Annotated in this window: 8 protein-coding genes; 2 read left to right on the top strand and 6 right to left on the bottom strand. The window is 72.3% G+C overall.

Translation table 11 applies throughout. The features are described 5' to 3' along the window. Positions 1–144 precede the first annotated feature (144 nt). Positions 145–924, top strand: a complete 780-nt coding sequence (locus tag SCWH03_RS26630; protein ID WP_173267225.1) for an N-formylglutamate amidohydrolase — start codon at positions 145–147, stop codon at positions 922–924. 401 nt (positions 925–1,325) lie between these two features. Here the strand turns inward: SCWH03_RS26630 and SCWH03_RS26625 are convergent, their stop codons facing one another. From SCWH03_RS26625 to SCWH03_RS26605, 5 genes are all read right to left on the bottom strand, one after another. Continuing rightward, positions 1,326–1,754, bottom strand: a complete 429-nt coding sequence (locus tag SCWH03_RS26625; RefSeq protein WP_173267223.1) for a hypothetical protein — start codon at positions 1,752–1,754, stop codon at positions 1,326–1,328. A gap of 455 nt (positions 1,755–2,209) precedes the next feature. Next, the gene (locus SCWH03_RS26620; protein ID WP_173267221.1) at positions 2,210–3,403 is read right to left on the bottom strand and encodes a globin domain-containing protein; all 1,194 of its coding nucleotides are present in this window, start codon (positions 3,401–3,403) and stop codon (positions 2,210–2,212) included. A gap of 112 nt (positions 3,404–3,515) precedes the next feature. Beyond that, positions 3,516–3,956 (bottom strand): nitric oxide-sensing transcriptional repressor NsrR, encoded by a 441-nt coding sequence (gene nsrR, locus SCWH03_RS26615; protein WP_173267219.1) that lies wholly within the window; start codon positions 3,954–3,956, stop codon positions 3,516–3,518. Between the two features lie 348 nt (positions 3,957–4,304). Further along, a complete protein-coding gene (locus SCWH03_RS26610) occupies positions 4,305–5,495 on the bottom strand; it encodes an AI-2E family transporter (RefSeq protein ID WP_173267217.1) in 1,191 nt (396 codons plus the stop codon). A gap of 152 nt (positions 5,496–5,647) precedes the next feature. Further along, positions 5,648–6,874: a DUF418 domain-containing protein gene (locus SCWH03_RS26605; RefSeq protein ID WP_173267215.1), complete on the bottom strand. Its 1,227-nt coding sequence runs from the start codon at positions 6,872–6,874 to the stop codon at positions 5,648–5,650. A 793-nt stretch (positions 6,875–7,667) separates the two neighbouring features. On the opposite strand from SCWH03_RS26605, the gene SCWH03_RS26600 reads away from it, so the two are divergent. Continuing rightward, positions 7,668–10,508, top strand: coding sequence for a Pls/PosA family non-ribosomal peptide synthetase (locus SCWH03_RS26600; RefSeq protein WP_173267214.1), 2,841 nt, complete (start codon positions 7,668–7,670; stop codon positions 10,506–10,508). 209 nt (positions 10,509–10,717) lie between these two features. Here the strand turns inward: SCWH03_RS26600 and SCWH03_RS26595 are convergent, their stop codons facing one another. Beyond that, positions 10,718–11,929: a cytochrome P450 gene (locus tag SCWH03_RS26595; RefSeq protein WP_216854807.1), complete on the bottom strand. Its 1,212-nt coding sequence runs from the start codon at positions 11,927–11,929 to the stop codon at positions 10,718–10,720. Positions 11,930–12,463 lie beyond the last annotated feature (534 nt).

Genomic DNA, 12,463 nt, shown 5'->3' with positions numbered 1-12,463 from the left:
GGCGGGCACCCCGCGCACCGGACAGCTCGCACCCCCACACCCCACACCGAGAGTCAGCCACCGGATACGGCACATCGCGCATCGAAAACCAGACATCCCACACCGGATACCGGACACCCTGTACCAGTCGTAGGATCGCTTCCCGTGTCCTCCTTCCACCTCCTCCCGGGCGCCCGCGACTCCCCCGTCGTGCTCCACGTCCCGCACTCCTCGCGGGACATCCCCGAACCGGTAAGGCGGGGAATCGAGTTGGACGACGCCGCGCTGGCACGGGAACTCGATCACCTCACCGACGCCCACACGGCCGCCCTCGCGTCCGCCGCGGCGGACGCGGCCGCCCTGAGACCATGGCAGTTCGTCAACGGGCTGTCCCGGCTGGTGGTCGATCCCGAGCGGTTCCCCGACGAGCGCGAGGAGATGCTCGCCGCCGGCATGGGTGCGGTCTACACGAGGACTGCACACCGCGAGCGGCTCCGCCCCGGGGACGCCGACCCGCAGCCGCTTCTGGACCGGTACTTCCACCCGTACGCGCGAGCCATGACCGCCGCGGTGGCCGATCGCCTCGCAGCCGCCGGGCGGGCGGTCGTCATCGACGTCCACTCGTACCCCACGGCGCCGCTGCCCTACGAACTCCACGGCGACGGGCCCCGGCCGCCGGTCTGCCTCGGCACGGACGCCTTCCACACCCCGCCCCGGCTCCTCGCATCGGCCGAGGAGGCGTTCGCGGGCTTCGGCGGCACCGGGCTGGACACCCCCTTCGCGGGTACGTACGTGCCGCTCGACTTCTACGGCAGGGACTCCCGGGTGAGCGCTCTGATGATCGAGATCCGCCGCGATGTCTATATGACCGAGCCAGGGGGCCCCGCCGGACCGGGGCTGGGAAGGCTGAGTGCCGCCCTGGCTACGCTGGTCGACTCGCTCTGAGCGGCCGTCCGTACCGCCACCGGGTCCGCCGGTACCGGGTCCGCCGACCGGGTCCGGGCTGAGCAGCGGCTTCCCTGCGCCGCACCCGGCTCCGGCCGTCGGCGTGCCGCACGCCTGGCGGACGGCCCGTTGCCCGGGACCCACGTCGGTGACCGGACCCCGCCGAACACCCGCAGGGTCAAGGGACTCCATGCACCGGCGCCTGATCGGTGCGGGCGCGGTCCCGGATCAGTCCCCACCGCAGACCGCCCCGTCCCGTTCCGTCCGGCCCCGTCCCGTTCCGTCCGGCCGCATACCGCCCCGGCGGCTCGACCGGGCCCCTCCCCCGTCCGGGTCCGCTCACGCGGCGGGGCCCGGGCCCCGCCGCGGAGGGCCCCACCCGAGGGCCCGCGCCGGCGCGTTCAGAGCGACAGCGCGGCGATGCCCAGCACGGGCAGCAGGAGGACCTTGACCGACTCGCAGGCGACGTAGACGAGGTGCGCGCGCGAGCGCGGGCCGTCCTCCCCCGCCAGCACCCGGTCCGAGCGGCGGTTGAGGGCGGGCCGGACCACGCCGAGCTGCACCAGCAGCAGCCCGACGACGAGGCCCGTCGGCACCACGACGGGAGCGGGGAGTCCGCCGGCGGCGACCGCGAGGACCAGCACGCCAGCCAGGGCGGCTTCGACGCGGTTGAGCGCGCGGAAGACGAGGCGGCCGATACCGAGACCGATCCGCAGAGTCACGCCGGGGGCGCGGAACTTGAGGGGCGCCTCCAGGAACGAGATGGCGAGCACCATCCCCAGCCACACGAAGGCGGTCGCGGCGGCCACGGCCGCCCAGACGGTGTTCATACACGGGGTCCCTTCTTGTCTTGGTGGTGCCGGTTGTTCTCCGGGGGTACCCGCCGTTCTCCGGGTGGTGCCGCTGGGCGCCTGATGCCTCGCGCCCGGCGCCTCTTGGGGCCGGGCGCCGGGCATCGGGGACTCTCGGCACCCGGACCCTCATGCCCGGCGCATGACCCATGACCCATGACCCATGCCGCATCCCGCGTGGCGCATGAACCAGGGCGCACGGGGACGCCTGCGCTTCCCGGCGCGGCTCGATGCCGCTCGCCGTGTGCCGGGCCGCCCGGCTGCCGGCACACGGCGTGTCCTGGCACTCCTCGATCCCCGCGGACTGCTTCATGCCCACCGGTCCGGTCTTTCCGTCCCCCCTCGCGGTGCGGCGCCGGATGACCGCGGGTGTGCTCCGCTGACGGTGCCCCGGCAGCACCGGGGCACCGCGGCACGGAAGTACCGGCCGGCCCCTACCGGCCGAGCCAGAGGTCCGGGCCGAAGACCTCGTAGTGGATCCTCTCGGCGGGTATGCCCCGGCGCAGCAGGTCACCGCGCACCGCGCGCATAAAGGGCAGGGGACCGCACAGATACGCGGTCAGGCCCTCCGGGAGGTCCAGGCCCCCCAGATCGGCCTGTCCTGCCGGGACGTCCGGGGCGTCGTGCCCGGGCGATTCGTACCACAGGTGGAGCCCGCCGCCGGGCAGCTCGCGCGCCAGGGCGAGATGCTCCTCGCGATGGGCGTGGTCGGCGGGGGTGCGGTCGGCATGAACCGTGATGACACGGCGGTCCGCGCCGGTGGACGCAAGGTGGTCGAGCAGCGCCATCACGGGCGTGTTCCCGATCCCCGCGGAGGCCAGCAGCAGCGGTCCGCCGCCCTCCGGCAGGACGAGGTCGCCGAAGGGCACCGACACGGTGAGCTCGTCACCCGGCTGCGCGTGCTCATGGAGCCAGGACGACACCTCGCCCTCCGGTCCTGCCTCGTCACGGACCCTCTTGACGCTGATCCGCCAATCCGGCCGGCCGGGGGCGGCGGAGAGGCTGTACTGGCGGATCTGCCGTGCACCGTCGGCCAGTTCGACCTGGACGCTCACATACTGGCCCGCCCGGAAGGAGCCCGCGGGCCGGCCGTCGCGGGGCCGCAGCAGGAACGAGACGACATCGGGCGTCTCCTGACGCCTGGCGGTGATCTCCATGGACCGCCACACCTCGCCGCCGGGGGCACCCGCCTCCTGGTAGAGCCGGGTCTCGACGGCGATCAGGGCGTTGGCCATCAGCCAGTACACCTCGTCCCAGGCCTCTATGACCTCGTCCGTGGCCGCGTCACCGAGCACCTCGGCCAGCGCCGCGAACAGATGGTGATGAACGATCTTGTACTGGTCGGAGGTGACGCCGAGCGAGGCGTGCTTGTGCGCGATCCGGGCGAGCATCGCGTCCGGACGGGTGCCGGGCTGCTCCAGCAGCATCCCGGCGAAGGCGACGATCGAGCCGGCGAGCGCCTGTCGCTGCTCCCCGTTCGCCTGGTTGCCGCGGTTGAACAGGTTCCTCAGCAGCGCGGGATGCGCGTCGAACAACTTGCGGTAGAAGAGCCCGGCGATGTCCCTCATGGCGGCCCCGACGATCGGAAGCGTAGTCCGGATGACTGGAGTGGCCTGTTCGGAGAGCACGTGTGACTCCTAATAGGTAGATGATCTTCGTGTTTTTATGCATGCGCACACCCCATCCCCGGGGTTCCGACGCGTGGAGCCGGCGGCCTGCGGCGGGGCTGCCGCGACAGGGCTACCGCGGTGGCGGTCCACCGAGAGTGACGAGAACGGGCCCGGTGGGCGACGCGACGAGATCGGCCACGCTCAGCGGATCGAGCGTGGCGTAGAAAGCCGCCTGGGCGTCACGCAGCGCACCCCGCAGACGGCAAGCGCCCCGCAAGGGGCACGGCGGGTCCTCGCAGCCCACGACCTCCTCCTCACCCTCGAGTTCCCGTACCAGCCAGCCCACCGACGCCCGCCGACCGAAGTCGGTCACGACCAGCCCGCCCCCGCGACCGCGACGGGCCTCGACCACACCCAGATGCTGCAGGCGGGTGATCGCCTTCGCCGCGTGGGTGTGCCGGACGCCCATGGCCTCGGCCACCTCACGGGTGGTCAGCACCTCGTCGTCGGCGCAGACCGCGAGGCGCATGACCGAACGGAGCGCCAGGTCGGTGAACTTGGTGAGTCGCACAACCAGGACGCTATCAAATACGCATCCAAGATTCCCCTTAAGGAGTCGAGTGGGGACTGTGGCGTGCCTCACCAGCCGGCGCAACCGGCACTCGGGCACCGGCCGGCGCCCTCCCACCGGGCTCCCGGGGGCCCACAACCGCCGTACAACCGCCGCACAACGGCCACACACAACAGCCACATGCGGGAGCGGGGCGACGGCCGCCGCGGAAGCGATCCCGGCGCCGGTCGCCGATCAGCTTCGGCTCCGCCCCGGCAACGCCCCGGCATCAGAAACGGCGGAAGGACAGTGGCAGCAGCGGCCGTTCCACCGCGAAACGCCGCTCCCGGACACGCCCAGCCGCGGGAGTCACGACACCACGACGGCGGCACCGGCGGACGGCTCTCCGGCTCCCGGAGCGGCCTCGGGACCGGCCTCGCGGCCGGTTGCCGTCTCGGGCTTCGGACCGTTCCCGGCGTCGGCCCCGGGTTCGGGCTCCAGTTCCCCGAGCTGCTCGCGCAGATAGTTCCACACCACAGCGATCAGCGCGGCCGCCGGTACCGCGAGCAGGCTTCCCACGATGCCCGCCAGGCTGCCGCCCAGCGTCACGGCCAGCAGGATCACCGCCGCGTGGAGGCCGAGGCCGCGTCCCTGGATCATCGGCTGGAACACATTGCCCTCCAGCTGCTGCACCACGATGATGATCGCCAGTACGATCAGCGCGTCCACCAGGCCGTTCGACACCAGGGCGATGAGCACCGCCACGAAGCCGGCGAACAGGGCACCCACGATCGGGACGAACGCGGACACGAAGGTCAGCACCGCGAGCGGGAGTACCAGGGGTACGCCGAGGATCCACAGGCCGATGCCGATGAAGACGGCGTCGATCAGGCCGACGAACGCCTGGGAACGCACGAACGCGCCCAGCGTGTTCCAGCCGCGCGCGGCCACGGCCGGAAGGTGGACGGCGAGCGGGCCGGGCAGTTGGCGGGAGAGCCACGGCAGGAACCGGGGGCCGTCCTTGAGGAAGAAGAACATCAGAAAGAGGGCGAGGACGGCGGTGACGACACCGTTGACCACCGTGCCCACTCCGGTGACGACCGCGGTGACCATACTGCCCGCGCTGTCCTGGACGCGCTGCACACCGGTGTCGAAGGCGCCGGTGATCTGGTCGTCGCCGATGTTCAGCGGGGGTCCGGCAGCCCATTCGCGCACCTGCTGGATGCCCTGGACGACACCGTCGGACAGTTGGCCGGACTGGGAGGCCACCGGCACCGCGATCAGCGCCACGGCGCCCGCGGCGACCAGCAGGAACAGGACGGTCACGGCCGCAGCGGCAAGGGCGGGCGGCCAGCCGCGCCCGCGCAGCCGCCGGGTCAGCGGCCAGGTCAGCGTGGTGAGGAGCAGACCCACGATGAGGGGCCAGACGACCGGCCACATACGGCCCAGCAGCCACAGGATCACCGCGGCCATCGCGGAGACCAGCAGCAGCTCGGTGGACACACGCGCCGATGTGCCGAGCGCGGCACGGGCCCTGGTGGAACTCAGCCTGACGGACATGGGGTCACCCTATGGGTACGGCGCTCGCGGACAGGGCCCGCCGGGCACCGGCCCCCGGCCCCTCACCCAACGGGTCCAAGCGCCCCGCCCACCCCGCCTGTCCCGTCCTCCCGCTCCCCTCGCTCCCCTCGCTCCTCCCGCTCCCGGCCCGGTCAGACGAGCGAACGAGCCGGCCTGGTGGCACGGTGCAGCAGGTGCTCCAGCGGGCCGCGCCGGAAGTGGCGGGTCCACAGGACGGCCGCGGCCATGGCCGCGACCACGAAACCGAGGAGGACCGGCAGCGCGGGCCACTCCCCGCCGCCGGCCGCGTCCAGCAGCCGAATGGCGAGAATGTGGGCCGCATAGGCCGTCAGGGAGATCGACCCGACCGCGGCCAGGGGTGCGAGCAGCCGGGTACGGGGGCCGGCGAGCCGCACGGCGACGAGGCAGCAGGCCAGGACAGTCAACGCCACGCCGGTGTTGCCGAGGACGGACCAGGTGGTCTGGCTGTGCGGGGAGGCCACCAGCAGCCAGGCCGGCTGCCCGGTGGCGGACTCCTCGCCGACGGCGTCGGACCACCACGCCGATGCCGCGGGGCCTCCGCCCGTGGCCGCGCTCACCCCCGCCAGGGCACCCGGGACCGCGTGCAGGGCCAGCCAGGACCCCCCGTAGCCGATCACGGCAAGCGCAGCTCCGGTGATCGCGAGCTTCGGGGCCGTGTCACGGCGCGAGAGGTCGAGCCTGGCCACCGCCATTCCGGCCACGATGAAGGAGAACCAGGTCAGGGCCGGGTACTCACCGGTCACGATGAGCCCGAGGAATCCGTCCGAGCCGGTGAGGCGGGCCAGCGGATCGACAGTCGCCACGGTGCCGGCGAGCCCCCCGCCGTCGAGTGCTGCCCGCAGCAGATAGCGCACCTGGGGCATGACCAGGGCGGTCGAGAGCGCGACGAACGCAAGCGTCCTCGCGCTCATCCGGTGGAACGGGAGTGCGAGCACGAACAGCAGACCGTAGAAGGGCAGGATCACGTCGACGTCGGTGTCCAGCAGGACCAGTGCGTACCCCAGCGCCGTCAGGACGGCTGCGCGGATCAGGACACGGCAGGCCGCTTGGCGGCCGCGGCGTCCGGTGTGCGGCCGGGGCCGGCCCATGAGGAGCACCAGGGTGAAACCGGCGAGCAGCGCGAACAGCGCGGACGACCTGCCGCGCGCCACCTCCATGGTCCAGCCCAGCGGTCCGCCCACCGAAGGATCGGGACCGACGTGCGCCGCGAACATACCCAGGACCGCCAGACCCCGCGCCAGATCGAGACCGACCATCCGGCCGTGTGCCGGCGCGCGGCGGGGGGTGCCGTCCGCGATCGTCGCGGACGGCACGGCCGGACCGAAGACGTGTCCCATCAGTCACCACCATTGGGGAGACGAACCGGTTCGACCACCCGGCAGGGCGCCGGACCAACCCCACCGGCCGGCGGGGCGCTGCCATCCGCGGTCCCTGCGAGGTGCACGCCCGTGCTGCGGTCCCGGACTGCACCTGCCGACGACACCTGTCGACAGCACCTGTCGTCGACGGCACCTGCGGCCCCTGCGGAGGTTCCGGTGCCATCCCACCGCGATTCGGAGCCCGGCGGGCTCGCGAACCGCGGATAGCGAACCGCGGATAGCGAACCGCGGATAGCGAACCGCGGATAGCAGAACGCGGATAGCAGAACGCGGATGAGGCAGCATGGAACCGAGGGGCCCGCGCCGCCCGCTTCGCGGCATCTGCCGGGGAGGTGTCGTCGCCCGACGGATCGGCATCTGGCGCGGTAGCAGCCGGAAAGGGCCTGCGGACCGCCCCTCAGGCCCTGCCGCCGTTACCGGGGCAGGCCCCGAGCCCCGGTAACAGGACAGAAATCGCCGGATCGTGCCTACTGGAATGAGGGGCGATTGAATCCGAAACCGCGACCAGAACCGTGGGACCCTCCCCCGCCGCCTCGGGCGTGACCCCCTGGGCGCGCCTCCTGAACACTCCAGGAGAGGGCCGCACGACCGCAGGTGAACGACTCATGCATCCACGGATATACGGCCGCAAAGCCATCGACGACCTTGGGACCATCGGGTCGCGGGCCTTCGTTCACGTTCGAGGCCGGGGCGGAGGCGACGTGGCGGTGCTGATGGCCCACGACGGCCGCCGCCTGCGGGAGGGACCGTCGTGACCTGCAACAGCTTCCAGGGTTCCAGCACCGCGGACGGCGGCTCGGCGGTTCGGGCGGACACGGCCACCGGGGGCGGCACGGAGACGCTCCTCGCCGACGTGCTCGCAGACGTCCTGCACACCGAGCGGATACCCCCCGACAGCCACTTCTTCACCGACCTCGGCGCCGACTCCATGATCATGGCCCAGTTCTGCGCCCGCGTCCGCAAACGTGACGACCTCCCCACCGCATCGATGAAGGACGTCTACCAGCACCCCACCCTGCGGAGTCTGGCCGCCTCGCTGGCTCCCGCGGCACCGCGGGCAGCGGCAACGGCGGCGGGGCCGCCTGCCGACAGCCCGCCGCGGGCGGACACGGCCACCGGGGGCGGCACGGAGACGCTCCTCGCCGACGTGCTCGCAGACGTCCTGCACACCGAGCGGATACCCCCCGACAGCCACTTCTTCACCGACCTCGGCGCCGACTCCATGATCATGGCCCAGTTCTGCGCCCGCGTCCGCAAACGCGACGACCTCCCCACCGCATCGATGAAGGACGTCTACCGCAATCCGACCATTCGCGGCCTGGCCGCGGCACTCGGTCCTCCCCTGGCCGGACCGCGGGCCGCGACCGCCCCCACGACGTCAGAGGCGACAGAGGAGGCAGAGGGGGACCCGGAGGCACCCGCCGCGGCGCGCACCCCCCAGTACGTGCTGTGCGGCACCCTGCAGTTCCTGTTCTTCCTCGGCCTGTCCCTCGTGGTGGCCGTCGTTCTGACCCGTGGGTACGAGTGGATCAGGAGCGACTCGGGGCCCCTCGGCGTCTATCTGCGCTCGGCAGTGTTCGCGGCCGCGGCCTTCACGGCCCTCTCCGCGATCCCCGTCGTCGCCAAGTGGCTGCTGGTCGGGCGCTTCCGTCCCCGGCGGCTTGCCGTGTGGAGCCTCGGCTATCTCCGCTTCTGGTGCGTGAAGAGCCTGATCCGCCTCAGCCCGGTGCGCCTGTTCGTGGGCACACCGCTGTATGTGCTGTATCTGCGAGCGCTGGGCGCGAAGATCGGCCGTAACGTCTCGGTCTTCGCCCGGAGCGTGCCGGTGTGCACGGACCTCCTCACGATCGGCGAGGGCACCGTCATCCGCAAGGACGCGCTGTTCGCCTGCTACCGCGCGAGCGACGGCGCGATCGAGACCGGTCCCGTGACGCTCGGCCGCGAGGTGACCGTCAGCGAGCAGACGGTCCTCGACATCGGGACCTCGATGGACGACGGCGCCCAGCTCGGCCACGCCTCCTCGCTGCACACCGGACAGGCCGTCCCCGCGGGGGAGTCCTGGCACGGCTCACCGGCCCAGCCGACCACCACGGACTTCCGCGCCGTCGAGCCCGCGACGTGCGGCGGCCTGCGCAAGGTCCTCTACACGGCGGCCCAGCTCCTGCTGCTGCTGGGCGTGTACCTGCCGATCGCGCTGGGCGGTCTCGGCCTGCTGTTCGCCGTACTGCCGCAGCTCGACGCACTGCTGCACCCCGAGCTGGCGCTGACCAGTCCCGGGTTCTACCTCAATGTGCTCATCGCCTCGCTCGTCACCTTCTTCGGCGGTCTGCTGCTGGGCCTGGTCACCGTGAACGCGGTGCCCCGGCTGCTGCGCCTGGCGATCAAGCCGGGCAGGGTCTACCCCCTGTTCGGGGTCCACCACGGTTTCCAGCGAGCCCTCACCCGAATGACCAACATCAGGTTCTTCGTCCTGCTCTTCGGCGACAGCTCCGCCATCGTCCACTACCTCCGCTGCCTCGGCTACGACCTGTGCCGGGTCCAGCAGACGGGGTCGAACTTCGGCTCCCTGGTCAAGCACGACACCCCCTACCTGAGCCGGGTCGGCAGCGGGACCATGGTCGCCGACGGCCTGTCGGTCATCAACGCCGACTTCTCCAGCACCACGTTCCGCTTCTCACCGGCCTCGATCGGGGCGAGCAGCTTCCTCGGCAACAACATCGTCTACCCCGCGCGCAGCCGTGTCGGGGACAACTGCCTCCTGGCGACCAAGGTCATGGTGCCCGTCGACGGCCCGGTCCGCGAAGGGGTGGGGCTGCTGGGCTCGCCCAGCTTCGAGATACCGCGCACGGTCCGGCGCGACCAGCGCTTCGACCACCTCGCCACCGGCGACGAACGGCACCGCCGTCTGCGCGCGAAGAACCGCCACAACGCCATGACGGCGATGCTGCACCTGCTGGTGCGCTGGTTCCACTTCTACGTCGTCGCGCTGATCGCGATGACCGCGGTCGATCTCTACCACGCCCACGGAGTGGCGTCGGTCGTGCTGTTCAGCCTGGTCACTCTGGTGTTCACCGTCGTCTACTTCGCCCTGGTCGAGCGGATCGTCATCCGGGTCCGTCCGCTGAGGCCGCTGTACTGCTCGATCTACGACCTGTCCTTCTGGCGGCACGAACGCTTCTGGAAGCTCACGACCCACCGCTATATGCAGCTCTTCAACGGCACCCCGTTCAAGAACCTCGTCTGGCGGCTGCTGGGGGTCCGGATCGGCCGGCAGGTCTTCGACGACGGCTGCACGCTGATCGAGCGGTCCCTCGTCGCCATCGGCGACGAATGCACGCTCAACGCCGGCACCGTCATCCAGTGCCACTCCCAGGAGGACGGCGCCTTCAAGTCCGACCGGGCCGTACTCGGCGCGCACGTGACCCTGGGCGTGGGCGCGTTCGTCCACTACGGGACGACGGTCGGGGACGGTGCCCGGCTCGCCGCCGACTCCTTCCTGATGAAGGGCGAGGAGGTGCCCGCCCGGGAGGACTGGGGCGGCAACCCGGCCAGGGAGGGCATCACGCCACGGCGGGTGCCGGTCTGCCGCTGACCGGTGGACGGCAGGCCGTCCGCGGCGCTTCGCTCACGTGCGGCGGAGACGGGACGGCGGCGGAGACGGCGGAGACGGGACGGCGGCCGACGGCTCACCAGGCCGGTGGCGTCCGGCCGCTCCCGGGCGGCCGGGCCGGCCGAACCGGCACCCGAAGCCACCGGGCCGGCGGATCCGGCCCCCCGGGCGGCAGGGCCGGCAGCGCGGTCTCAGCCCAGGACCCGGTCGAAACCGACTGCCAGGTGCCGCGGCCCGCGCAGCACCGCGCTGCTGCGATAGGGCGGAGGGTCCTGGAGCAGCCGCGCGCCGTCCAGCCGGCGAACCAGGCGGGTGAGGGCGACCTGGGCCTCCAGACGGGCCAGGGGCGCGCCGAAGCAGATGTGGATACCGCTGCCGAAGCCGAGGTGTTCGATGTCCGGGCGGTCCGGATCGAAGGCCTCCGGGTCGGTGAAGCGCTTCGGGTCCCGGTTTCCCGATGCCAGGACCAGCGCGACCGTCGATCCCGCCGGGATGGTGACGTCGCCGACCTCGATGTCCGCCAGCGCGCCCCGCCTGGGGATCATCTGGACCGGCGGCTCGAACCGGAGCAGTTCCTCGACGAGCCGCGGCGCGATCTCCGGCTCCCGGCGCAGCCGTTCCCACTGCTCCGGGCGCCGCAGCAGGGTGAGCGCGCCGTTGGTGATGAGGTTCACCGTGGTCTCGTGGCCCGCGATCAGCAGGAGAACCGAGGCGACGAGCAGCTCCAGACGGCTCAGCGGTCCGCCTTCGGCGTCGCGGTCCCCGGCGAGCCGGAAGAGCATTCCGTCCCCGGAGCGGCCGGCGCCCTTCTCCACGAGGTCGTTGAGGTAGAGGGCGAGTTCCTGCCTGGTCTCGGCACCCTGCCGCAGCCTGACGGCGGGGTCCTCGCCGGGCCGGGGGTCGATGGAGGCGACCAGCTTGTCGGCCCAGCCCCGGAAGCGTGGCTCGTCCTCGGGCGGGACGCCGAGCAGCCGGCAGATGACGGTCACGGGGAAGGGGTAGGCGAAGGCGTCCACCAGATCGGCCTTGCCCTCCTCGGGAAAGGCGTCGATCAGCCCGTCGACCGTGGCTTCGAGGTCGCCGCGCATGTCGTTGATCAGGTTCGGGGTGTGCGGGGGCCCGAACTGCCGCATCAGCAGGGACCGCACGCGGTCGTGCTCGGGCGGGTCCATGCCGAGGATGCTGGGCGGGAGCCTGCCGCCGTCGGCCGCTTCCTGCTCGGCGTTGACGGAGGTGAGGCGGGGGTCGTGGAGCAGGGCCAGGACCTCGTGGTAGGTGCTGACGGCGTAGCTGCCGTCCTCCTGCCTGCACACCGGTGTCCTGCGCAGCTCGGCGTACAGCGGATAGGGGTCGGCCCGGCTGTCGGGGTCGAGGATCCGTCGCATCAGGCTCTCGCCGTTCATGCCGCCCATGCCGCCCGTCCTTCCGATTCGCAGCAGCTCCCGCCGCGTCAGCGGGCCGTCCGGCATTCTGGCCCGGATCGATCACCGCTCGGCCCAGCCGCGGCCGGACCCGCCAGGACGTCCCCTGACCGGCTCACACGGTGCACGGGCCGCGTTCTGCGCCGCCGGGTGGCCGCGTTCGCGCCTGCCGGGCGGAGTGCCGCCGATGCCGACTGCTGTCTGCCGACCGCCGGTACCGCAGCCGGCGGCCGGCATCGGGGCCGGCGTTTCGCAGGACCCGGACGGCACCGAACGCCACCCGGCGCCGAGAACCTCACGGCAGCGCACACCGGGTGCGTCCGGCGACGCGGCGGCGAAGGACACCGGGTGCTTCCGGGAACCGGGGCGGCGCCGGAGGCCGTACTCTTTGGAGCAGGGGCACGCCGAACCGCGCTCCGGCGGCCGCCGCCTCCCGGTGCGCCGGACCGTGTGACATCCTCGGCAGAGTCGCCGTGCCCGTGGACTTCCGGTGCGGCGCGGGCGGTCGCGTAGGAG

The sequence above is a fragment of the Streptomyces pacificus genome (assembly GCF_011766325.1).
Lineage (GTDB): Bacteria > Actinomycetota > Actinomycetes > Streptomycetales > Streptomycetaceae > Streptomyces > Streptomyces pacificus.
This window is presented reverse-complemented; position numbering and strand designations above follow the sequence as displayed.

Excerpts from the sequence above, each read along its gene's own strand:
- SCWH03_RS26625 (WP_173267223.1), bottom strand. The coding sequence starts at position 1,754 with ATGAACACCGTCTGGGCGGCCGTGGCCGCCGCGACCGCCTTCGTGTGG.
- SCWH03_RS26610 (WP_173267217.1), bottom strand. The coding sequence starts at position 5,495 with ATGTCCGTCAGGCTGAGTTCCACCAGGGCCCGTGCCGCGCTCGGCACA.
- SCWH03_RS26605 (WP_173267215.1), bottom strand. The coding sequence starts at position 6,874 with ATGGGACACGTCTTCGGTCCGGCCGTGCCGTCCGCGACGATCGCGGAC.
- SCWH03_RS26595 (WP_216854807.1), bottom strand. The coding sequence starts at position 11,929 with ATGAACGGCGAGAGCCTGATGCGACGGATCCTCGACCCCGACAGCCGG.